The 22,770-nt window shown below is 47.8% G+C and carries 23 protein-coding genes and 1 pseudogene; 17 read left to right on the top strand and 7 right to left on the bottom strand.

The window, feature by feature from the left end:
* The first annotated feature begins 2 nt into the window (after positions 1–2).
* Positions 3–1,136, top strand: coding sequence for an MFS transporter (locus R6242_RS12120; RefSeq protein ID WP_318427134.1), 1,134 nt, complete (start codon positions 3–5; stop codon positions 1,134–1,136).
* 57 nt (positions 1,137–1,193) lie between these two features.
* On the opposite strand, the gene R6242_RS12125 is transcribed toward R6242_RS12120, so the two are convergent.
* Positions 1,194–2,552 carry a sodium-dependent transporter gene (locus tag R6242_RS12125; protein WP_318427136.1) on the bottom strand — a complete coding sequence of 453 codons (1,359 nt, stop codon included), beginning with the start codon at positions 2,550–2,552 and terminating at the stop codon, positions 1,194–1,196.
* A gap of 142 nt (positions 2,553–2,694) precedes the next feature.
* Here R6242_RS12125 and cysM point away from each other — a divergent pair, with 142 nt between their 5' ends.
* The 6 genes from cysM (at position 2,695) to R6242_RS12155 (ending at position 7,834) form a co-directional block, all read left to right on the top strand.
* Positions 2,695–3,573 (top strand): cysteine synthase CysM, encoded by an 879-nt coding sequence (gene cysM, locus R6242_RS12130; protein ID WP_293932476.1) that lies wholly within the window; start codon positions 2,695–2,697, stop codon positions 3,571–3,573.
* A 142-nt stretch (positions 3,574–3,715) separates the two neighbouring features.
* Positions 3,716–4,585: a 3',5'-nucleoside bisphosphate phosphatase gene (locus tag R6242_RS12135; protein WP_318427139.1), complete on the top strand. Its 870-nt coding sequence runs from the start codon at positions 3,716–3,718 to the stop codon at positions 4,583–4,585.
* A gap of 3 nt (positions 4,586–4,588) precedes the next feature.
* Positions 4,589–5,212 carry an L-threonylcarbamoyladenylate synthase gene (locus tag R6242_RS12140; RefSeq protein ID WP_318427141.1) on the top strand — a complete coding sequence of 208 codons (624 nt, stop codon included), beginning with the start codon at positions 4,589–4,591 and terminating at the stop codon, positions 5,210–5,212.
* Between the two features lie 130 nt (positions 5,213–5,342).
* Positions 5,343–5,984 (top strand): site-2 protease family protein, encoded by a 642-nt coding sequence (locus R6242_RS12145; protein ID WP_293932481.1) that lies wholly within the window; start codon positions 5,343–5,345, stop codon positions 5,982–5,984.
* 34 nt (positions 5,985–6,018) lie between these two features.
* Positions 6,019–7,221 (top strand): tryptophan--tRNA ligase, encoded by a 1,203-nt coding sequence (locus R6242_RS12150; RefSeq protein ID WP_318427143.1) that lies wholly within the window; start codon positions 6,019–6,021, stop codon positions 7,219–7,221.
* A gap of 274 nt (positions 7,222–7,495) precedes the next feature.
* Positions 7,496–7,834 carry a hypothetical protein gene (locus tag R6242_RS12155; protein WP_318427145.1) on the top strand — a complete coding sequence of 113 codons (339 nt, stop codon included), beginning with the start codon at positions 7,496–7,498 and terminating at the stop codon, positions 7,832–7,834.
* 1 nt (position 7,835) lies between these two features.
* On the opposite strand, the gene R6242_RS12160 is transcribed toward R6242_RS12155, so the two are convergent.
* A complete protein-coding gene (locus tag R6242_RS12160) occupies positions 7,836–8,117 on the bottom strand; it encodes a GIY-YIG nuclease family protein (RefSeq protein ID WP_318427147.1) in 282 nt (93 codons plus the stop codon).
* Between the two features lie 5 nt (positions 8,118–8,122).
* On the opposite strand from R6242_RS12160, the gene R6242_RS12165 reads away from it, so the two are divergent.
* From R6242_RS12165 to R6242_RS12175, 3 genes are all read left to right on the top strand, one after another.
* Positions 8,123–8,872 (top strand): transferase spermidine synthase, encoded by a 750-nt coding sequence (locus R6242_RS12165; protein ID WP_318427150.1) that lies wholly within the window; start codon positions 8,123–8,125, stop codon positions 8,870–8,872.
* A 74-nt stretch (positions 8,873–8,946) separates the two neighbouring features.
* Entirely contained in the window at positions 8,947–9,174 is a 228-nt protein-coding gene (locus tag R6242_RS12170; protein ID WP_293932491.1) for an RNA-binding S4 domain-containing protein, read from the top strand.
* 6 nt (positions 9,175–9,180) lie between these two features.
* Positions 9,181–9,654, top strand: coding sequence for a WbuC family cupin fold metalloprotein (locus R6242_RS12175; RefSeq protein ID WP_318427153.1), 474 nt, complete (start codon positions 9,181–9,183; stop codon positions 9,652–9,654).
* 218 nt (positions 9,655–9,872) lie between these two features.
* Here the strand turns inward: R6242_RS12175 and R6242_RS12180 are convergent, their stop codons facing one another.
* The 3 genes from R6242_RS12180 to R6242_RS12190 all read right to left on the bottom strand — a co-directional run bounded on the left by R6242_RS12180 (position 9,873) and on the right by R6242_RS12190 (position 12,698).
* The gene (locus R6242_RS12180) at positions 9,873–11,192 is read right to left on the bottom strand and encodes a replication-associated recombination protein A (RefSeq protein WP_318427156.1); all 1,320 of its coding nucleotides are present in this window, start codon (positions 11,190–11,192) and stop codon (positions 9,873–9,875) included.
* A 136-nt stretch (positions 11,193–11,328) separates the two neighbouring features.
* Positions 11,329–11,937, bottom strand: a complete 609-nt coding sequence (gene lolA, locus R6242_RS12185; protein ID WP_318427159.1) for an outer membrane lipoprotein chaperone LolA — start codon at positions 11,935–11,937, stop codon at positions 11,329–11,331.
* Positions 11,938–12,008: 71 nt separating this feature from the next.
* Positions 12,009–12,698 (bottom strand): OmpA family protein, encoded by a 690-nt coding sequence (locus R6242_RS12190; RefSeq protein WP_318427162.1) that lies wholly within the window; start codon positions 12,696–12,698, stop codon positions 12,009–12,011.
* A gap of 347 nt (positions 12,699–13,045) precedes the next feature.
* Between R6242_RS12190 and gyrA the strand changes: the two genes are divergently transcribed.
* The 7 genes from gyrA to hisC all read left to right on the top strand — a co-directional run bounded on the left by gyrA (position 13,046) and on the right by hisC (position 21,226).
* Complete coding sequence (gene gyrA / locus R6242_RS12195; protein WP_318427165.1) at positions 13,046–15,712, top strand: DNA gyrase subunit A; 2,667 nt, start codon at positions 13,046–13,048, stop codon at positions 15,710–15,712.
* A gap of 81 nt (positions 15,713–15,793) precedes the next feature.
* On the top strand, positions 15,794–16,252 hold the full coding sequence (locus R6242_RS12200) for a PaaI family thioesterase (protein WP_318427168.1): 459 nt from the start codon (positions 15,794–15,796) through the stop codon (positions 16,250–16,252).
* Positions 16,253–16,313: 61 nt separating this feature from the next.
* On the top strand, positions 16,314–16,730 hold the full coding sequence (locus R6242_RS12205) for a PaaI family thioesterase (RefSeq protein ID WP_293932505.1): 417 nt from the start codon (positions 16,314–16,316) through the stop codon (positions 16,728–16,730).
* Between the two features lie 12 nt (positions 16,731–16,742).
* Positions 16,743–17,825 (top strand): 3-phosphoserine/phosphohydroxythreonine transaminase, encoded by a 1,083-nt coding sequence (gene serC / locus R6242_RS12210; RefSeq protein WP_318427173.1) that lies wholly within the window; start codon positions 16,743–16,745, stop codon positions 17,823–17,825.
* 255 nt (positions 17,826–18,080) lie between these two features.
* Positions 18,081–19,154, top strand: a complete 1,074-nt coding sequence (pheA, locus tag R6242_RS12215) for a prephenate dehydratase (protein WP_318427176.1) — start codon at positions 18,081–18,083, stop codon at positions 19,152–19,154.
* A 275-nt stretch (positions 19,155–19,429) separates the two neighbouring features.
* Positions 19,430–20,002 carry a TIGR00730 family Rossman fold protein gene (locus R6242_RS12220; protein WP_318427179.1) on the top strand — a complete coding sequence of 191 codons (573 nt, stop codon included), beginning with the start codon at positions 19,430–19,432 and terminating at the stop codon, positions 20,000–20,002.
* A 123-nt stretch (positions 20,003–20,125) separates the two neighbouring features.
* Positions 20,126–21,226 carry a histidinol-phosphate transaminase gene (hisC, locus tag R6242_RS12225; protein WP_318427182.1) on the top strand — a complete coding sequence of 367 codons (1,101 nt, stop codon included), beginning with the start codon at positions 20,126–20,128 and terminating at the stop codon, positions 21,224–21,226.
* Between the two features lie 432 nt (positions 21,227–21,658).
* Here the strand turns inward: hisC and R6242_RS12230 are convergent, their stop codons facing one another.
* Together R6242_RS12230 and R6242_RS12235 are read right to left on the bottom strand one after the other, a co-directional pair.
* Positions 21,659–22,243 carry a hypothetical protein gene (locus R6242_RS12230; RefSeq protein ID WP_318427184.1) on the bottom strand — a complete coding sequence of 195 codons (585 nt, stop codon included), beginning with the start codon at positions 22,241–22,243 and terminating at the stop codon, positions 21,659–21,661.
* 256 nt (positions 22,244–22,499) lie between these two features.
* A pseudogene (locus R6242_RS12235) lies at positions 22,500–22,770 on the bottom strand (hypothetical protein); the annotation flags it as partial.

Genomic DNA, 22,770 nt, shown 5'->3' on the forward strand with positions numbered 1-22,770 from the left:
CCATGCTTCGCCATCACTTAAAAACTGCGACTTATGCTGTTGCAGCGCTCTTCTTTGCCCTTGGTTTTAATTATGGTAGCTGGGCTTCGCGCTTACCTGCTATCAAATCACAACTCCATTTGGATGCTGCACAAGTTGGCTTTTTGCTCTTGGCCGCAGGTTTAGGTGCGGTGTTTTCTTTTCCTGTTACCACTTATGTATTGCAACGCTTTGGCTCCAAAAAAGTGTGTCTAGGCGCAGGACTGGCCTTGCCTTTGGTGCTGCCCGCGCTGGCTTTTGCGCCAAGTTATAGTTTTGCCTTGGTGATTATGGCTTTTGAGGGCGTAGCGCATAGCTGCCTAAATGTAGCCATGAATGCACAGGGCGTGGCAGTGGAGCTAGAAAACGGCAAGCCGATTATGTCTAGATTACATGCCGTATTTAGCTTGGGCGGCTTAGCTGCGGCTTTGTTTGCTTCTTTGCTAAGCAGTATTTCACCCGATTTATCCTTACATTTATGTATTGTTGCCGTGTTGATTTGGGCAACGGTGTTGTGGGCTTCGTCGAGGCTCTTGGCAGATCGGACGCAGCAGTCTATGGCCCGTGGCAAGCGCTTTGCTTTGCCAACGGGTATGGCGGTGTTGCTGGGTTTAACAGCCTTGTTTGGTACGATCGTAGAAGGATCGATGGTTGATTGGACTGCACTTTATTTACGTAATGATTTACAAGCAGAACAATGGCTAGCTCCTTTGGGCTTGGCGAGTTTTTCTGGAGCCATGCTATTGGCGCGTTGGTTTGGGGATGGTTGGCGTACTCGTTGGGGTAGTCGCAAGCTTTTATTGGTGGGCAGTACCCTTGCTGGATCAGGATTGTTATTAGGCTTGGCCATGGGCGGCATTGTTCCGGCCTTGCTTGCCTTTGCCTTGGTGGGTTTGGGGGTGGCGGCGGTATCACCGTGTGTGTATATGGCTGCGGCAAGGCAGGGGGCAGTGGCTTTAGCTGCGGTTACAACGATGGGCTCGATAGGCGCTTTAATGGGCCCGCCTTTAATTGGCTTTATCGCGCAGATGAGTAATCTGGGTTGGGGGCTGGCTTTTGTGGCGCTGGGGGCTTTGATGATTGCGGTATTAGCCAGAAAAATAAGCTGGCCCACTTAATTGGCTGTTTAATTGATCACACTGACGGGCAGAGTGCCCGTCAGTGCTTGCCGTTGCTTAAATTAAACCAAAACCGTTTAAAAGAATAATGCCGATTAAGAGCGGTGCAATATAGCGCAGTAAAATAAACAGCACTTTAATCAGCGCTTGATTGTTTAATGTACCACCATTGGATAGTGCTTCTTTAAGTTTGGGTAAGCCATAAGACCAGCCTGCAAAGATACAAATTAAAATACCACCGACAGGCATTAAAATATTTGAGCTGATATAGTCAAATAAATCAAATGTGTTTAAGCCAAATAGTTTCCAATTTGCAGTTAACGATTGGGATAATGCAGCGGGTAGGCCAAAGAGGGCAATCGTTAATAGGCTGATGACCGTGGCTTTTTTACGGCTCCAGTTGCAACGTTCAATCAGCATGGCAACAGGCACTTCCATGATAGAAAGAATGGCCCCTGTTGCTGCAATCGCCGTCAGAATAAAGAATAAGGCCATAAAAATACTACCGCCTGGCATGCTATGAAAGACGGCTGGAATAGTAATAAAAACCAGCGATGGGCCTGCAGCAGGTTCAAAGCCAAAAGCAAATACTGCTGGAAAAATAGCGATCCCCGCGAGTAAAGATACGGTTAAATCGGCAAACATCACGCGGGTGGCGGTGAGCGGTATATTTTGCTCAGCACGGAAATAGCTACCGTAAGTGAGCATGGTCCCCATGCCTATGGATAGCTTAAAAAATGCCAGCCCGACTGCCGTTAAAATAACGCTTGCATTAATCTTGCTAAAATCAGGCGTGAATAAAAATTCAAGGCCACGCATTGCGCCGGGTAAAGTCAGGCTGCGGATACACAGTGCAATCAGTAATAAAAACAGCACCGGCATGAGCTTTTTACTAACGGCCTCAATGCCTTTGGAAACGCCACACATGATAATTGCACCGGTAAAGCCAAGTACAATCCATTGCCAGATAAGGGCAGACTGTGGATTGGCCACTAGCTCGCCAAATACAGCTTTGGTATGGGCCGGATCAATTGAGCTTAGCTGCCCAGATAGGGCTTTAAAAATATAAGCAAAGACCCAAGCTGCTACTTCAGTGTAAAAGGCCAGAATTAAAACGGCAGCCGCAATCCCCATAAAGCCAATAAGTTTCCAGAAGCCTTGCCCTTTGGGGGCTAATTTCTCAAAGGTGGTAATGGCATTAGCGCGAGACGCTCGCCCCAGCATGATTTCAGTCACCATAACCGGTAAGCCAACTAATAGTGTGGCAATGATATACACCAATAAAAAACTGGCCCCACCATTTGTACCCGTGAGATAAGGAAACTTCCAAATATTGCCAAGGCCAACGGCAGAGCCCAAGGTGGCAACGAGCACACCAAAGGTTGAGGTGAAGCCGTCGCGGGATGTGTTACTCATTATGTGTTTCCTGTTTTAAAAACAATTTACGGTAAAACCTTATTAATAATGGCGATTCATTTGCCAGCGTGTGGCTGCATATTGGCAAGTGTGCTTGCATGGCGTGGCAGGTATAATCAAAACAAGAAGAATGGAGCCTTGCATGTTTAAGTATTTAGAAGATTTCGTCGGACATACACCCTTAGTGCGTTTGAAACGGATGCCTGGTGACACCAGTAATATTATTTTAGTAAAGCTCGAAGGCAATAACCCCGCCGGATCAGTTAAAGACCGGCCCGCATTATCCATGATTCGGCACGCAGCGGCTCGCGGAGATATCCAAATGGGTGATACTTTAATTGAAGCTACCTCAGGAAATACCGGTATTGCCCTTGCAATGGCCGCAGCGGTCATGGGTTATCGCATGATTTTGATCATGCCTAAAAGCGCTAGCATTGAGCGTGTGCAAAGCATGAAAGCGTACGGTGCGGAAGTAATTTTGGAAGAAAGCATGGAAAGCGCCCGTGATTTGGCGCAAATAATGGTAAAAAAAGGCCAAGGCCTTGTATTAGATCAGTTTGCCAACGCAGATAATCCGCTTGCTCACTACCAAAGCACTGGCCCAGAAATCTGGCAAGATACAGAGGGCCGTATCACTCATTTTGTTTCCAGCATGGGTACTACCGGTACCATTATGGGCACTGGGCGTTATTTAAAAGAACAAAATCCAGCCGTGCAAATTGTGGGTGTTCAGCCTTGCGATGGCGCGCAAATACCTGGTATTCGTAAATGGCCCGTGGATTATGTGCCTGCTATCTGTGATTTTTCTAAGTTAGATCGGATGATGGAAGTTAATCAGGCGCTGGCAGAAGAAACCACGCGCCGCCTTGCCCGTGAAGAAGGCATTTTTGCCGGGATTTCATCCGGCGGTGCGCTGGCGGCGGCTCTGCAATTATCACAACAAGTAGAAAACGCAGTGATTGTTTCCATTGTTTGTGATCGCGGAGACCGTTATCTTTCGACCGGTGTGTTTCCGGCGTAACTATTGTTAGATGTATCTAATTAGAATTTTTAGTCCACGAAAAATGCTAAAGAGCCTGCAAGGCGACTAATACTTCAGGCTTATGTTGGTGTATTTTATGGACCATTTGTTATTTGAAAGTGTGTTGTAACAAGGAAAAAGCATGACCCCCGTCGATTTACATTGCCATTCAAACCATTCCGATGGCTTGCTGCCTGCGCGCGAAGTGGTGCGTAAAGCGCATGCGCGGGGGTGTCAGTTATTTGCACTTACCGATCATGATGAAACCCGTGGCTTGGCCGAGGCAGAGGACGAAGCGGCGCTTCTGGGGATGAAGTTTATCAATGGCGTAGAGATTTCAGTGAGCTGGGGTAAGCATATTTTGCATATCGTTGGCCTAGGGTTTGATCGCCATAATGAGGCGCTGCTCGCAGGGCTTGCCACTGTGCGCTCTGGCCGAGGCGAGCGTGCCGAGCGCATGGCGCGTGAGCTAGATAAAGTAGGCCTTCATGGCACTTTGGCAGGGGCGCAGCAATACGCCGATAACCCCGCTATTTTAAGCCGCGCACATTTTGCGCGGCATTTGGTCAATACCGGCGTATGTAAAGATATGGGCACGGTGTTTAAACGCTATTTGGTGCGGGGCAAGCCAGGCTTTGTAGAGCACGAATGGGCACGTTTGCACGAAGCGATCGAATGGATTACGGGTGCAGGCGGCATCGCCGTTTTGGCCCACCCAGCCCGCTATGAAATGGGCAATGAAACCTTGCGTGTCTTGCTCACCGAATACAAACGCTTAGGTGGGCAGGCCATTGAAGTGGTTTCTGGCTGCCATGGTATTCCAGATGCCGCCCGCTTTGGCCGCTTGGCACAGGAATTTGGCTTTTTGGCCTCTTGTGGCACGGATTATCACGCCACGGGTGAAGGTGCGCGTGAGCCTGGTTTAAACCCAGATCTCCCTATGGATTGCGTACCGGTTTGGCATCGCTGGTTGCCGCCAGAGGCAATGCATTCTCCAATTTCAGTAGGTTAAATAATGTCTCAGTTTTTTTCTATTCATGCAGAAAACCCGCAAGCCCGTTTAATTAAGCAAGCCGTTGATATTATCCGCAAGGGTGGGGTGGTGGTTTATCCCACCGACTCCTGTTATGCCATTGGCTGTAAGCTGGATTCAAAAGACGCATTAGAGCGGATTAAGCGCATTCGTCAGCTGGATGATAAACATCACTTCACCTTGGTTTGCAGCGATTTATCGCAAATTGGCACCTATGCTAAAGTTGATAATCGGGTGTACCGCATTCTTAAAGCCACTACGCCGGGTAGCTATACTTTTATCTTAGAAGCCAGCAAAGAAGTGCCGCGCCGCGTTTGGCACCCTAAAAAATCGACCATTGGCCTGCGTGTGCCAGATCATCCCATTGCCTTGGCAATGCTAGAAGAATTGGGCGAGCCGATTTTATCCTCTACATTGATTCTACCCGGTGACGAAGAGGCCATGACGGATGCGTGGGAGATTCGTGATCGCCTTGAGCATGATGTTGATTTGGTGATTGAAGGTGGTTATTGCGGTATAGAGCCAACGACCGTGGTGGATTTATCCAGTGAAAGTGCCGAGCTGCTACGAGAAGGCAAGGGTAGCCTAGCGCCTTTGGGCTTGTAGATTGGGCGTGTTTTAGCATTGTTGCATCTCTTGCTCGCGATCGATGCGAGGTTTGACAGGCTGTTAGATGGCACTGCCAGTGCGCCGTGCTGAGCTTTTTTTGCCCACCTACTTTTTGCTAAGGATTTAAATGGAATTCAATTTGATTCAAAAAATCGCCATTTGGGCGTTGCCGGTTTTGTTTGCGATTACTGCACATGAAGCCGCCCATGCCTTTGTGGCTAAAAAATTGGGTGATCCAACTGCCTATCTATTAGGGCGGGTGACATTCAATCCTTTAAAGCATATTGATCCTATTGGCACAATTTTATTGCCGCTTATTTTTCTTATTCTGCCTGGTGGGTTTTTATTTGGCTGGGCTAAGCCCGTGCCAGTTGATTTTAGCCGTTTAAATAATCCTAAACGCGATATGTTGTGGGTGGCCGCGGCGGGGCCAGCTTCTAATTTTGTGATGGCGATTATTTGGGGGTTGTTATTTAAATTGGCCGAAGGCTTAGATGGCAACTCGTTTCAATTACCCTTGGCGTATATGGCCCAAGCGGGGATTAGCATTAATGTGGTGTTAATGGTGCTAAATCTTATTCCCATCCCACCGCTTGATGGGGGACGGATGTTGCTATCGGTCTTGCCCAATCATTTGGCCGCAAAGCTGGCCCGTGTTGAGCCTTATGGTATGTTTGTTTTAATAGGCTTGCTAGCAACAGGGTTATTAAGCGGTATTATGGCTCCCTTTATTGCGCTGGCTTACCGCTTAGTGCATTTTATTGTCTAGTTGATATTAGGTTTTTCTCTTTATAGGATTTGCGATGTTCCCCGATCGAGTTCTCTCCGGCATGCGCCCCACTGGCAAGCTACATCTTGGGCATTATCATGGTGTGCTCAAGAACTGGGTGCAGCTACAGAGTGAACATCCCTGTTTGTTTATGGTGGCCGATTGGCATGCGCTCACAACTAATTATGATGATGTTGGCGAGATAGAGAAAAGCGTTTGGGATATGGTGATTGATTGGATTGCCGCAGGGGTCGATCCTGCACAGGCAACTATTTTTATCCAAAGCCGTGTACCAGAGCACGCGGAGCTGCATTTATTGCTTTCTATGGTAACGCCGCTCTCGTGGCTAGAGCGTGCGCCCAGCTATAAAGACCAAATCGAGAATCTGAGCCATAAAGATTTGGATACCTATGGCTTTTTAGGCTATCCGCTGCTGCAGGCCGCAGATATCTTGTTATACCGCAGTAATTTAGTCCCGGTTGGGGATGACCAAGTGCCGCATATTGAAATGACGCGGGAAATTGCGCGGCGTTTTAACCATGTCTTTGGCAAAGAAGCCGGCTTTGCAGAAAAAGCCGAAGCTGCGATTAAAAAAATTGGCGGCAAAAAAGGCAAGCTTTACGATGATTTACGCACTCGCTACCAGCAGGATGGCAATGTTGAAGCATTAGAGGCTGCTAGAGCTTTATTGCAAGATACTCAAAATTTAAGTTATGGCGATCGAGAGCGCTTATTTGGTTATTTAGAGGGCGGTGGCAAAATGATTTTGCCCGAGGCGCAGCCGCTGCTGTCTAGCGTGCCCCGTTTGCCTGGTTTAGATGGGCAAAAAATGTCTAAGTCTTACGGTAATACCATTGGTCTGCGCGAAGATGCTGATTCTGTGGCAAAAAAAATCAGGCAAATGCCAACTGATCCAGCGCGTGCGCGCCGCACCGATGTCGGTAATCCTGAGCGTTGCCCTGTGTGGAAGCTGCATCAGGTGTACTCAAATCAGGCGGTGCAGCAGTGGGTGGTAGAAGGCTGTAAAAGTGCAGGGATTGGCTGTATTGAGTGTAAGCAGCCGGTGATTGATGGGATTGTTGCGGAGCAAAAGCCCATGTTTGAGCGTGCCCAGCCCTATGTTGAAGACCCCACCTTGCTTAAAAGTATTGTGGCAGATGGCTGTGAAGCTGCTCGTGATATGGCAAGAGATACGATGCGCGATGTGCGCGAAGTAATGGGCTTGTCTTATAGCTAAGCACTAGCAAATTACAATGATTGGTGGGTTTGAAATACTAAGCGCACTAAAAAAAATGTAATACGCTGATGGGCGCTTGATTCACTTTATACTTTTTATCTTGATGATGTCTCTTGCTCATTTTTTTATTTGTTTGAGATGGTCAACGTTTAGGAATATAAACGCGTAGGGGCGCAGCAAGTAGCGCTGGTATAGGCTAGTTCGATTCCAATGTGCATTTGCTCGTGAGTTTATATTTTTTTGTGGGCGAAATTTTTAAAATGGAGGTCAAATCATGACGCAACGCAGTGCAGCATTTCCTATTGTATTAATTGCAATTGGTGCGGGCTGGCTGGTGAATGAGCTGCAGCTTATGCCGCAAATGGGCACCTTAATTATTTTGGGCTTGATTGCTGCAGGCGTGGCCGTACTGGCTTTTGAAGGGATTAATAAATCTAGTGTTGTGACCGCTCCTATGCTGATTGCGACAGGGTTTGCCGTGTATCTTAAAGATTATCATGGCCTAGGCTTAAAGCTGGCGATTCCGGCTTTAATGGTTTTGGCTGGTTTATTGATGCTATTGGCAAGATCAGTGCACATTCGCGAGCGGGTTGAGCAAGACGAGCAGCCATAAACTAACTCAAGCTGTGTTTTTGCGCAAAAGCGCGTTTTTGTGCGGCCGTCCATTGCTTGATGGTGTACTCGCTGCTGGCAGCGCTAGCGCGGTCTTTAAATTCAATCACGGCCAATAATTTTTGTGGTGGGCGGATGCGCGTATAGCGGGCGCCTTTGCCGCTAACATGTGCGGCGTAGCGTTTTTTTACATCAACAGTGATTCCTGTATAAATTGAATCATCCTGACATTCGATCAGGTATAAAAACCATGGCTTATTCTGCGTGGGTAATTCTTTAGGCATAGTTAATGACCGCAATTCCTGAATATTTAGAGCAAGACCTTTATCTTACGACAGTAAATGGTCTTAAGTCTTTGCATTTTGATGAGCAATCGACACAAAGTGCGATGGATCTCGATGATCCTTATGCTTTGGCATTGGGTTATTCGCAAACGATGATGGGATTTTTATTATTTAACGCTCAGCCTGCCCATGTGCTTATTGTGGGATTAGGGGGTGGGTCTTTGCCTAAATATTGTTATCGGCATTTGTCTGAATGTAAAGTCACTACCTTAGAAATAAGCCATGAAGTGATTGCGCTGCGTAATGAATTTTTTATTCCGAAAGATAATCAGCGATTTGAAATTATTCAAGCAGATGCGGTTAAATACATGGCCGATGGTTTAGCTAGTGCCGATGTGATTATGCTGGATGCGTATAACAAAGAGGGCCTACCTGCCGAGCTGGCAAGTGAATCTTATTACGATCATTGCCGAATGGCGCTTTCAGAGCAAGGTGTATTAGTGATTAACTTATGGGGCACGGATGCTAAATTAAGTATTTATTTAGAACGCTTAAAGCGCATCTTTAATGGCCGTATATGGTATTGCCGTGCATTTAATAGCTATAACGTGATTGTATTTGCAAGTAATGATGAAAATTATAAAATAAATTGGATTAAATTATTATTTTTAGCTTCTAAATTAGAGGCCGATCATGCTCTGGATTTACAAGGTATTGTACGGCGCTTGCGTGCCGGTTTGGTTTATACCGGGTGAAGTTTTAAAAATAATTATTAAGAAACGGGTATCATTCCAGCCCTTAATTGGGCATTAAAATAAGAGATCATGAAATGCAAGAATTTGAAGTAGAACTGAGTAATGAATTTATCGAGCTGCATAATCTACTCAAAATCACTAATGTTGCCAGCTCTGGTGGGCAAGGCAAGATGATTGTGGCATCGGGGGATGTGCAGGTGGATGGGCAGCAAGAGCTGCGTAAGGCGTGCAAAATTCGTGCTGGCCAAGTGGTGCAGGTGGGTGATGCAATTTTGATTCGCGTTGTTGCGGCTGCTGAGTAAATTACGATGAAACAAATTACCCCAGCCCATATCGCCCAGCTTGCTGATGCGGCGCAGGCCTCGCCACGCCGTCGTGCCAATCTAAATATGCATGCCGAACTAGCCGACCCCATTCAACGGCTGGCGATTGCGATGGAGCCAGATACCTTGGTGCGCCCGCATCGCCATCCGCATACTTGGGAGCTGCTCTATCCTTTGGCGGGGCGATTTGTCGTGCTGCATTTTGATGAAGCAGGCTATGTGATTGAGCGTTGTGTTTTAGGGGCAGAAGCTGCTGTATTAGAAACCCCAGCGGGGGTATGGCATGCGGTATTGTCTTTGGATCAGGGTGGGGTGATTTTTGAAGTCAAGCACGGCCCATATCAGCCGATTGCTGAAGCAGACTTTGCCGCATGGGGCCCTGCCGATGGCGAGGAGCTTGTTCCTGCATTACTTGCTTGGTATGCCAAGGCTCAAGTTGGTGATCGATTTGAGCCTTAGTAGTGTGTCTGCCAAGCTATGTCTGGTCCAGACACAAGCTTCTAACCTGTCCTAGGCCCCATGGGCGCTAAGCAAAGTTGAAAAGATCTTTTTCGTGCCGCAAAAGCACGAGGGCTGCACCCGTCCCCAACAAAAAGATGCATCTTGATGCAATGCCGTATTTTGTTATGGCAACGGTTTAAGTTGATGCGCAGGCTGGGCATAAAATCGTGCCTAAGCTACATTTTATTTAGCTTTAGCCATGCGGCGTCTAGCTCGGCAAGGTGGCGTAGTTTTTCGGCAATTTTGGCCTCTAGGCCCCGTGGCGTCGGCTCATAAAAGTGCACGTCTTCTAAACCCTCAGGCAAATAACTTTCCCCCGCTGCATAGGCTTCTGGTTCGTCGTGCGCATAACGGTAGTGTTTGCCATGACCAAGCTCTTTCATTAGCTTGGTGGGTGCATTGCGTAGGTGTATGGGGACTTCGCGACTCTTGTCTGTGGCGATGAGTGCTTTGGCATTTTTATAGGCCAAGTAGCCCGCGTTAGATTTGGGGGCGATGGCAAGGTAAATTACGGCTTGGGCGAGGGCTAGCTCACCTTCTGGGCTACCAAGGCGCTCGAACGTTGTGGCAGCATCGTTACAGATCTGCATGGCGCGCGGGTCGGCAAGGCCGATGTCTTCCCAGGCCATACGTACAATACGCCGTGATAAATAGCGTGCGTCACAGCCACCATCTAGCATGCGGGTCAGCCAGTACAGCGCACCATCAGGGTTGGAACCGCGTACTGATTTATGCAATGCGGATATTTGGTCATAAAACGAGTCGCCGCCTTTGTCAAAACGTCGGGCGTTGAGGGTGAGGGTGTCGCTTAAAAAGGCTGCATCAATTTGTACACGCTTGGCGGCCAGTGCTGCGGTGGCAGATTGCTCAATTAAATTGAGTAAGCGCCTAGCATCGCCATCGGCAAAGCCAGTGAGGGTATCGATGGCCGACTGCTCAAAAGTCAGCTCTGGCAGACATTTTTGACAGGCCCGTAGTAGTAATTCGGTCAGCTCGGCCTCTGATAGCGCGTTTAAAACATAAACTTGAGCGCGGGAAAGGAGGGCGGAGTTGACTTCAAATGAAGGGTTTTCAGTGGTTGCGCCGATAAAAGTGACAAGGCCTGATTCAACAAAGGGTAAGAAAGCGTCTTGTTGGGCCTTGTTAAAACGGTGCACTTCATCCACAAATAGCAGGGTGTGCCGCCCCATGCTGCGGTGGTTTTCGGCTTCTTCCATTGCTGCGCGAATATCTTTTACGCCAGAAAAAACCGCCGAAAGTGCAATAAATTCTACATCAAAGGCGCCAGATAATAAGCGGGCAAGGGTGGTTTTGCCAACGCCAGGTGGCCCCCATAAAATCATGGAATGCAGTTTTCCGCCTAAAATAGCGGCCGCTAGCGGCTTGCCGGTGCCGAGTAAATGTTGCTGGCCAACGACTTCGTCTATGGTTTTTGGGCGTAATTGCTCGGCAAGTGGAATATGTCCTTTGCCGAGATTGGAAAATAAATCACTCACTGAAATGGCATACCTAGCGATGGTTAACTGATATCAAGCACATGTTTTTTACATAAAACACAAAAAACAAACTGTAAACGATGCGGATTTATGTGTGTTTTACGTGCATTTTGTAGGTGAAAAAGAATATTTGTGTTTATTCACGAATTACATCGGCATCTTTGGGTGGGGTGAAGCGAAACTGACTGGCATCAATTTTAGGATTGATTTTTATATCGCTAAAGTAGATGCGGGTGGTTTGCCCAAAATGGTCGTGGAGTTCCATCTGCGTAAGCTGACCTTGGTTAAAGCCAAGCTTGATGGTGTCGAAGGAGTTGTCTGCTTTTTTAGGCTTGGCCTCTAGCCATTCGATATTGTTTTTGTTGGGGAGTGCATTGAGGGTGTAGAGGCGCTCAAATTGATTATTACCCGCCAACAGCGCCGCAGGGCTACTTTCTAGAGCCTTGCCAATATCTTTAACAATGGCTTGTTTTAAGTCTGGATCGTAAACCCAAAATTGTTTACCGTCAGCAAGCAGGAGTTGCTCGAAAGGTTTTTGTGACATCCAGCGAAACAAACCTGGGCGTTGGATGGCAAGAATACCACTGCTGGTTTGTGTTTTGCCTTGTCTATCGCTCACAACTTGTTTAAAGCTTGCTTGCATCGATTTGGTATTGTTTAGATAGTCTTTAAGGCTGCTTGCCGCGTCTGCCAAGGCGATTTGGCTCGTCAGTGTTAGCAAAAGGGTGAGAGCAAGTTGACGCATTGGGCTTCTCCAAGCTCAAGTTAAATAGAAAAAAGCCCCGCACTGGCGGGGCTTTTTGCCGTGGCTAAGGATTACTTAGCTGGAGTGATAACTTCTTTTGTACCTTTGATGTCGATTTCAACACGACGATCTGGGGACAGGCATTCAATCAGCTTAGCGCGTTTTTTGATCTTACCGCATGTGTCGCCAGTAACTGGCTCTGCTTTACCACGGCCTTCAAACTTGATTTGGCCTGCTGGAGCACCCTTAGTAATCAGGTAATCAGCAACAGATTTTGCACGTTTTTCAGACAGTGGTTGGTTGTATTTGTCTGAACCAATGCGGTCAGTGTAACCAATTACAACAGCTTGGCCGTCTTTAGGGTCCATTGCTTTAACTTCGTCGTACAGCTTGTCTAAAGCATCTTTACCAGCTGGCTTCAGGCTTGCTTTGTTGAAATCAAACAGAACGTCTGATTTCAGTGTGAAGTGCTTAGTGTTGATTACTGGTGCAGCAACAACAACCGGAGCTGGAGCTGGAGCAACTACAACGGGAGCAACTACAGCAGCTGGTTTAACGTAGCCATCACAACCTTCAACGTTTGCAGCTTCTTTAGTCCAAGTACCTGTGCGCCAGCATTCGCCGATACCATTTTTAACAACGCCACCCGTGGTGTTTGCATTCTGTGTGTAAGCTTCTACGCCAGCAAATGCAGCAGTGCTCATAGCACCTAAGGCAGCAACAACGGCAAGGCGTGTCAGGGATTGCTTGATCGACAGCATTTTTAATCTCCTAGAAAATCGTTTAGCAAGCTGATATTTATATTGCTTGTAGGTTCTGGATAAGCCTCGCGAGAGGAACCGTCAAGGCTTTTTTTCCATACACGTGCTGCATTCTAATGGTTTCACAATGCTTGCGGCAAATAGTAAGGCTGTAATTTTTGCCGCAATGTGTCTATTTTGTTGTGGAGAGACACTTCAAGCATGGGGTCAATTGGAGCATCTACGCCCCCGTGGTACACTTGATGATCGAACGCGCGTGCTGCAACTAATGTGTTGTGGCATTGCAACGGCACCACCGTCGTCAAAAACGCGTGGTGCGTATTACATGACGCCCCGGCCCCTATCTAATGCTCGAAAACTTTGCCAAAGAAACAATCCCGGTAAGTCTCGAAGAGGAAATGCGCCGCTCTTACCTCGATTACGCGATGAGTGTAATCGTGGGACGCGCATTGCCCGATGTTCGTGATGGCTTAAAGCCGGTACACCGCCGCATTCTGTTTGCAATGCATGAAAGCAATAACGTTTGGAATCGCTCCTATGTGAAGTGTGCCCGCGTGATTGGTGACGTGCTCGGTAAGTATCATCCGCACGGCGATAGCGCCGCCTACGAGGCGCTCGTGCGGATGGCGCAGGACTTTTCCCTGCGTTATCCCCTCATTGATGGCCAAGGTAACTTTGGCTCGATTGATGGCGATTCTGCCGCTGCATATCGTTATACAGAGTGTCGTTTAGAAAAAATTTCATCCGAGTTGTTGGCGGATATCGACAAAGAAACCGTCGATTTCACCCCAAACTATGACGAAAAAGAACTCGAACCTACAGTTCTGCCTACTCGCGTGCCTAATCTGTTGATTAATGGCTCGTCGGGGATCGCCGTTGGGATGGCGACAAATATTCCGCCGCATAATCTCACCGAAGTGGTTGATGCCTGCCTAGCCTTGCTGGCTAATGCAGAGCTAACCATTGATGAGATTATTGACATCATCCCCGCGCCTGATTTTCCGACTGCCGGTATCATTTATGGTATTCACGGTGTGCGCGAGGGTTATCGCACCGGTCGTGGCCGCGTGATTATGCGTGCCCGCACTCACTTCGAAGATGTGAGTCGCGATAAGCAGGCCATCATCGTGGATGAGCTGCCGTATCAGGTCAATAAAGCGCGCCTTTTGGAGCGTATTGCTGAGTTGGTACGCGAGAAAACCATCGAAGGCATTACCGAAATCCGTGATGAATCGGATAAATCCGGTATGCGCGTGGTGATTGAGCTTAAACGCAGTGAAGTGGCCGAGGTTATTTTAAATAATCTCTACAAGCACACTCAGCTGCAAGACAGCTTTGGTATCAATATGGTGGCACTGGTCGATGGCCAGCCGCGCCTATTGAATATCAAGCAGGTGCTGGAATGCTTCCTGCGTCATCGCCGTGAAGTGGTGACGCGCCGCACCGTATTTGAGCTGCGTAAAGCACGCGAACGCGGCCATATTCTGGAAGGCTTGGCGGTTGCATTATCTAATGTCGATGAAATTATCGCCTTGATTAAAGCTGCGCCAACGCCAGCGGAAGCAAAAGTGAGCTTGATGAGCCGCACTTGGCGCTCCGAGCTGGTTGAAGAAATGCTCAGCCGCACCGATGTCAGCGCATCGCGCCCAGATGGTTTGGCGCTCGAATTCGGCTTTAGCTTGACCGATGGCTATCGTTTATCCGATGTGCAAACTCAAGCTATCTTGGAGCTGCGTTTGCAGCGCCTGACTGGCCTTGAGCAAGACAAGATCGTGGCTGAATACCGCGATGTGATGGAAAAAGTGCTCGATTTACTCGATATCTTGGCGCGTGAAGAGCGCGTTTCCGAAATCATCGTCACTGAGTTGAACGAAGTCAAAACCGTGTTTGGTGACGTGCGTAAGTCTGAAATCATTGCCTACGGCGAAGATCTCAGCTTAGAAGACTTGATCACGCCGCAAGATATGGTGGTGACGCTGACGCACAGTGGCTATATGAAGGCCACACCAGCGGATGAATATCGCTCACAACGCCGTGGTGGCCGTGGTAAACAAGCCGCTGCGACCAAGGAAGACGATTTCATCGACAAGCTATTTGTGGCGAATACCCATGATTATGTCTTGTGCTTCTCATCGCATGGTCGCGTGTACTGGCTGAAAGTTTACAACGTGCCTCAGGGCGGCCGTAATAGCCGTGGCAAGCCGATTGTGAACCTGTTGCCACTGCAAGATGGCGAGAAAATCAGTGCAATTCTGCCGGTTAAAGAATTTACCGAAGATCAGTTTGTCTTTATGGCAACCGCAATGGGTACCGTGAAGAAAACATCCTTGGTGCATTTCTCACGCCCAATGAAGAAAGGCATTATCGCGGTTGGCTTGGATATGGACGACTACCTCGTTGGCGTTGAGCTGACGCATGGTGGCGATCAAATCATGATGTTCTCTGACGCAGGTAAATCAGTACGCTTCCACGAAGGCGATGTGCGTGCCATGGGCCGTACTGCTACCGGTGTACGCGGCATGATGCTGCAAGAAGGTCAGAAAGTGATCTCCTTGCTAGTGGCCGAGCGCGACGATCAGCAAGTGCTGGCTGCAACCGAAAACGGGTATGGCAAGCGCACGCCAGTCGGCGATTACCGCCTGACTAGCCGTGGTACGCAAGGCGTGATCGCCATTGATACCGGCGATCGTAACGGCAAGCTCGTTGCGGCAACGCTGGTTGAAGATAGCGATGATGTGATGCTGATCACAACGGGTGGTGTGCTGATTCGCACCAAGGTGGCTGAAATCCGTGAAACAGGCCGCGCCGCACAGGGCGTACGCTTGATTAATCTGGATGAAGGCGAGCATTTGTCTGGTCTCGAAAAAGTATGCGAAACCGATTCAGATGATGATCTTGAAGGCGATGAAGAGCTGCTAGAGGGTGAAGTAGCTGCTGATGCAGTGGATACAGAAAACCCCGCTGCAACAGACGATGCACCTGCTGCTGAGGGCGATGCGCCAGATAGCGAGTAATTGTTTTAAGCGCAATACAACACTGGCCTGCATGACAGGCCAGTGTTGTGTGTGGATGCCTTTAAAAATAAGGGATGGTCAATGAGCGAAAAAAAGCCGATCGCATCACCTGCATTATTTAAACAAATTTCAGATTGGTTTATGACCCTGCCGCATTGCCAAGTACTGGGCTTTAAATTTGGTGACGCACACTACGGCAGCATGACGGTTTGCCTGCCGTTTAAAGATGAGCTGATTGGCAACCCCGCAACGCGGGTGATTCATGGTGGGGTTGTTACTTCCCTGGTGGATTCAACCAGCGCTGGGGCAATTTACACCATGCTGACCGAGCTGGAAGCGATCGCCACTTTAGATTTACGCCTTGATTATTTGCGCCCAGCTAAGCCTGATTTCCCCATTTACTGTACTGCCGAGTGCTATAAACTTACTAAGCAGATCGCTTTTACCCGTGCCACGGCTTATCAGGATGATATTAATGATCCGATTGCCTATAGCGTAGGTACTTTTATGCGCAACTCTGCACGCGAGGTGGTGTCATGAATTTAATCACGCTTGAGGTGCTTAACGGTGTTTATGGGCGATTAGCCCGCAAGGTGGCCGCATGAGCCCGCCTATTACTGATTTTGCATCGCTTTCTATCGCAGTTGATGCCGTGCCCTATGCCAAATTGCTGGGTATTCAAAGCCGCGAACAAGATGGCCAGCCGCTGTTTTTCTTGCCGTTTCAAAAACACAATATTGGCAACACCATCTTGCCTGCACTGCATGGCGGTGTGATTGGTGGCTTTTTAGAAAACGCCGCTATTTTGCACGTGATGTGGGCTTCTGAGGCGCAAAGCGTGCCAAAGATTATTGATTTTTCTATTGATTATTTACGCACTGGGCGGCCAGCGGAGCTTTACGGCCAGTGTGAGATTATTCGCCAAGGTAAGCGCGTCGCCAATGTGCTGATGACCGCTTGGCAGGATGATCGTAGCAAGCCAGTCGCGGTTGCCCGCGCCCATTTTCTACTTGCCTAAGGGATCAACGCCATGACTCAGATTTATAATTTCTCTGCCGGCCCCGCTGTTTTGCCCCGTGAAGTATTGCTCACTGTGCAACAAGAGCTAACCGATTGGCACGGCTCGGGCATGTGCGTGATGGAAATGAGCCATCGCGGTAAAGAATTCACCCAGATTATCCATGAGGCCGAAGCCGACCTTAGAAAACTACTGGGCATTCCTAAAAATTATAAAGTGCTGTTTTTGCAAGGCGGAGCGCATCTGCATTTCTCCATGATCCCGCTTAACTTGCTGCCCGAAAACGGCACGATTGATGTGGTTAATACCGGCCACTGGTCCAAAATCGCCATTAAAGAAATGAAGCGGTTTGCCAAGGTCAATGTGATTGCCTCAAGCGAAGATCGCAACTTTTGCTATGTGCCTGCCGAATCGACTTGGCAACGCTCTAAAGAAGCGACGCTTTTGCACTACTGTGCCAATGAGACCATTGGTGGTGTTGAGTTTGCTGAAATCCCAAAAAGCGAAGTGCCTCTGATTTGTGATATGTCGTCAACGATATTATCTCGCCCTATGGATGTTTCTAAATTTGGCTTGATTTACGCCGGTGCGCAAAAAAATATTGGCCCGTCTGGTCTTTGTATCGCCATTATTCGGGAAGATTTGCTAGGTAAATCTCGCGCCAATACCCCAACCATGATGGATTACAGCGTGCACGCCGATGCCGAATCCATGTACAACACACCGCCTACCTTTGGTATTTACGTGGCGGGGCTGGTGTTTAAATGGTTGTTGAATCAAGGTGGGCTGGCGGCAGTTGAGCAAAAAAACATTGAAAAAGCCTCTTTGCTGTATGAAACCATCGAATCATCGAATGGTTTTTATCACTGCCCAGTGGATAAACCTTTTCGCTCGCGCATGAACGTTCCGTTTAATTTGAAAAATGAGAAATTAGACGATGATTTCTTAGCGGGAGCTAAGGCCGCTGGCTTATTGCAATTAAAGGGCCATCGATCTGTAGGCGGAATGCGCGCCTCCATTTATAACGCCATGCCCATCGAAGGCGTACGTGTGTTATGCGAATACATGCGCACTTTTGCAAAAAGTCACGGCTAATTCGGTGTGCGATGGGCTAGGGCGGGGGCTGAAGTTATATATAAGCTGGGTGTGACATAGCGCTAAACCTTGAACCACAGAGAAAAACGAGATCACAGAGAACTACTTAGAGCTGTACTTTATTTCCTCTGTGAAACTCTGTGGGTCTCTGTGTTCTCTGTGGTTTAAGATTTAACCATATTGATTAATTTGCTCAACGTACTGCAATTCCCTAATTCATAAATATTCCATTGTTATTTACAGGCCGCTAGATCAATGAGCGAAGAACAATTAAGCCAACATCGCGATGCCATCGATGCCATCGATGCACAAATCATCCTGCTGCTCAACCAGCGTGCTAGCCATGCCCGCACTATTGGTGAGATTAAAGGCAGCGGCATTGTGTATCGCCCAGAGCGCGAAGCGCAGGTTTTATCGCGGGTAAAATCTTTAAACAAAGGCCCATTAAGCGGCGAAACCATGGCCAAGCTGTTCCGCGAAATTATGTCGGCTTGCCTCGCGCTGGAGCGCCCGCTAACCATTGCCTATTTGGGGCCAGAAGGCACGTTTAGCCAAGCTGCGGCAATTAAGCAGTTTGGCCATGCGGCGCATACTATGGCTTGCAGCTCGATTGACGAAGCGTTTCGCGTGGTAGAAGCTAAAACCGCCGATTATGTGGTGGCTCCAGTAGAAAACTCTACCGAAGGCGCGGTGGGCCGCACGCTGGATTTAATGGTCAATACCCCGCTTAAGATTTGTGGCGAAGTGGTGCTGCGCATTCATCATCATTTGCTGCGCAAGGTGGAAGGCAAGGCAGGATTGCAACGGGTTTATTCGCACGCGCAAAGCTTGTCGCAATGCCATGAGTGGTTAAATAAAAACCTGCCTGCCGAGGTGCAGCGGGTCTCGGTTTCTAGCAATGCCGAAGCAGCACGGTTGGCCAGCTTAGATGAATCTTCTGCGGCTATCGCTGGCGATGCGGCTGCAGAAAACTACGCGCTGATCAGCCTGGCACAAAACATCGAAGATGAGCCAAACAACACCACGCGCTTTTTGGTGTTGGGCATGCAGGAAGTGGGCCCAAGCGGGCGGGATAAAACCTCCCTAGTGATCTCCGCCCCTAATCGCCCTGGTGCGTTACATACCTTGGTTGAGCCACTGGCAAGAAACGGTGTTTCAATGGATAAATTCGAATCCCGCCCTAGTCGAGCCGGTCTGTGGGAATACGTGTTCTTTGTGGATGTAGAAGGGCATGTGAGCGGTGCGCCATTACAAGCCGCTTTGGCCGAGCTGAGTGATGTGGCTGCTTTTGTCAAAGTATTAGGCTCCTATCCCGTCGCTGTTATTTAAATCTGACGTCGCTAAATGCAATGCCGCTCTTACGGGAGCGGCATTGTTTTGTCAGCGGTAGGTGTGGTTTCCTGATTATAAGTATGCATCCGCTTAATGCTGCGTAGGCAAAATCTTAAACCACAGAGCACACAGAGAGCACAGAGTTTTACAGAGAAAGCGAGGTTTGAAGGGGGAGTCTCTGTGTGCTCTGTGTGCTCGTTTTACTCTGTGGTTCAAGGTTTAGCGCTTTATCAAGGCTAGCTGAGGCATCGTTTTAATAACTAAGGTAAAAAATGAAATCAGTCGCTGTTTTTTGTGGTGCTAAACACGGCCTTAAGCCTGAGTTTACGGCCGCGGCGCGGGATTTAGGCGTGGCTTTAGCCGAGCGCGAAATCACCCTTGTTTACGGTGGCGGCCACGTTGGCCTGATGGGCGAAGTAGCCACGGCGTGTTTGAATGCAGGGGGTAGGGTCGTTGGGGTGATCCCAGAGTTTATGGCGGTGCGAGAGCTGGCTTTGGAGAGCTGCACTGAGTTGCATATTGTGGATTCGATGCATAGCCGCAAATCCAAAATGGCCGAGTTAGCCAGTGGCTTTATCGCCATGCCAGGCGGTTTTGGTACGCTGGATGAGCTGTTTGAAATTTTAACTTGGTCGCAGATCGGGCTGCATAGCAAGCCGGTTGGCTTGCTTAATACGGGTAATTATTACAATTCACTCACAAAATTCCTTGAAGAAACGGTAGCTGCGGGCTTTTTGGCTGCGGCAGAATACAGTAAATTGCAATCTGCAGCCGATCCACGCAATTTATTGGATATTTTGGCGAATATGCCGAGTGCAATAGAAGGTCAGTGGTGGAAAACTTAGCATATTAGGTATTTAGAAAGTATTTGTGCTGGATTGACTTTAAGGCTGTCGTTTAATTTATCGCGCGGCAGTGTGTGGTTCCCCTCTATACCCGATTCGTCGGATAGCAAAAAGGATTTTCAAATGAGTTTGCAAGATCTAGCTCCAAAATATGTTCGCTCAATTGCGCCTTATCAGCCAGGTAAGCCGGTTTCTGAATTGGCGCGTGAAATGGGCTTAAACCCTGACCATATCGTGAAATTGGCTTCAAATGAAAATCCGCTGGGGATGGGGAGCAAGGCCAGAGCGGCTATCGAAAAAGAGTTGAACGAATTAGCCCGCTATCCAGATGGCAATGGCTTTGATTTAAAAAGCAAAGTTGCAAAAAAATACAATGTTAAAACCGAGCAAATTGTTTTAGGCAATGGCTCGAACGATGTGCTGGAGCTGATTGCCCACGCATTCTTAGCACCGGGCGATTCGGCGGTTTATTCGCAATATGCCTTTGCTGTTTACCCTTTAGCAACGCAGGCCGTTGGCGCGCAGGGTATTCAAGTGAATGCGCTGGATTACGGCCATGATTTAGACGCCATGCAGGCCGCTATTGTGCCAAGCACTAAGGTGGTTTGGATTGCCAACCCTAATAACCCAACCGGCACCATGGCAAGGCCAGGTGATTTACTTGAGTTTTTACAAAACTGCCCAAAAAATGTGCTGGTGGTATTGGATGAGGCGTATACCGAGTTCTTTACCCCAGAAAAGCGCCCAGATTCAATCGCTTGGTTAAAAGACTTCCCCAACCTTATCGTGGTGCGTACGTTCTCTAAAGCCTTTGGCTTGGCCGGTTTGCGTGTGGGCATGGCGCTCACTTCACCAGAAGTGGCCGATATGATCAACCGCGTACGCCAGCCGTTTAATGTGAATAGCCTTGCGCAAGCCGCAGCGACAGCCGCGCTGGATGATGAAGAATTCTTAAAAGAAACCCTGCGTATCAATAGCGAAGGCATGGCGCAATTAACAGCAGCCTTTGTGCGCCTAGGCGTAAGCTTTATTCCTAGCCAAGCCAACTTCATCGCTTTTCATTGTGGCGATGCCGCAGCGCTTAATCTGTTTATGCTGCAACGCGGCGTAATTATCCGCCCACTCGCCCCTTACGGCCTAACCAACACCCTGCGCGTTTCGATTGGCCTACCAGCAGAAAACGCCCGCTTTATTGAAGTGCTGGAAGAAGCATTGGCGGATTAAATAGCCATAACATCAGTTAAATAAAGCCCCGATAGCAATAGGATCGGGGCTTTATTATTGCGGATTTACCCTTGCCCAATTGGGGCGTGCTTTGCAATTATTTGATGATCGCTTAGTGGGTTTGGGCGGGTAGGGCAATGGGATTTCAGCGCAATTGCTATCTCAGATCTTATCTGCTATCTCGAATGACTGGGGAGAGAGTAAGCTTAAATCCTGCGGTGCTTCATACCCTCAGAGCTGATGTAAGCAGATTTAACTTTACTCTGACCCTAGTTATTTGACCCCAGTTATTTACCAGTTATTTACAAGTAAATACATATAATTAATTTAACACATTAAAAAAATGCGATTTAAAATGTGTTGAAAATCAAGCGCTTCATTGGTACGCCCCCTGTCAGGAAAGTCGCCCTGAACTGATTACAGCCTCCAAATTTAATTCAGATCAGCCAGTGAAGATGCCGGAGTAAAAGAAACACTCCAGTTATTTGATGAAATTACTCTATTTATTGCAGAAATTGAATTGTGGTTCATTTCATAATGCGTAATGCCTGATCCCGATACTAGTGACATAGAATTAGAACCACATTCATCAAGGATTTCCTTGTCAATTGTCATGGAGTTTGTGTGATAATATTCAACACTACCATTATCACTGGCCTTTAAATATGCCGTATGACACAAGACTCCGTCTTGTTTGATAAAATTAAGAAATCCACTCTGCTTTTGATCCACAACTAAACTACTATTTGTGTTGTTCTCCCCAATTTCCATAATATCTCTATATCGTTGTGAATAATTATTCTCCAGAGATTTATATAGTTCAGACTTTGTTTCTTTCCCTATTTTGCCATCAAACAAGGCAATCTCTATTGCTGTATGATGACATGCGGATTTCGAAATACAATGGTTTTTAATAATGGCAGAGTGGATTTTTTTGTCTAGCGCATCAACGGAAATTTCTTTTTCATTTTCCTTGCGGCTATTAATGGATGGAAAGCAGGCTGAAAATATTTTCATTTAAATAAATTCCTATTTAATTTAAAGCAAGTGTCTTAAGTTACCCAATTTGCAGATTGAAATTCCCGTAAATCTTTATAAAAGATAGAAATCCCTTCGTAGTTTTTTACGCTACCCTGAATTTCATTAGCCATATAAAGTTTATATACTAACCACAAACAGAACCGTGTTCTTTCAAAGAACGATGATCCACTGTAAATCAGTAGCTCCCTAAACCAAGCTCGGAGCTCCATTGGTAGTCCCACCATTTTTAAGCTCACTTAAAACTAGATAGCTGGGCATGTAATGCTAGTTTTTGTTTCGGGGTGATGCCGCCCAATCTCATGTGCTGGCTTTCGTTTTTGTAAGTTAAAAGCCATTGCGTTGCAGTTTTTTGTACTTCAGAAAAAGTAACGAAAGTAAAGGGGTCAGGTGTTCGCAGTAACAGTAATTTAGCTAGCGGGTTAAAGTCCCGTCCGAGGAATTGTCCATGCGCCTCGGTAGTACGAAAGAGCGGCGTTTGAGTAATCAAGGGTCGTGAGTTCTTT

Origin of the sequence: Iodobacter sp. CM08, assembly GCF_033446605.1 — a bacterium.
Classification (GTDB): domain Bacteria; phylum Pseudomonadota; class Gammaproteobacteria; order Burkholderiales; family Chitinibacteraceae; genus Iodobacter.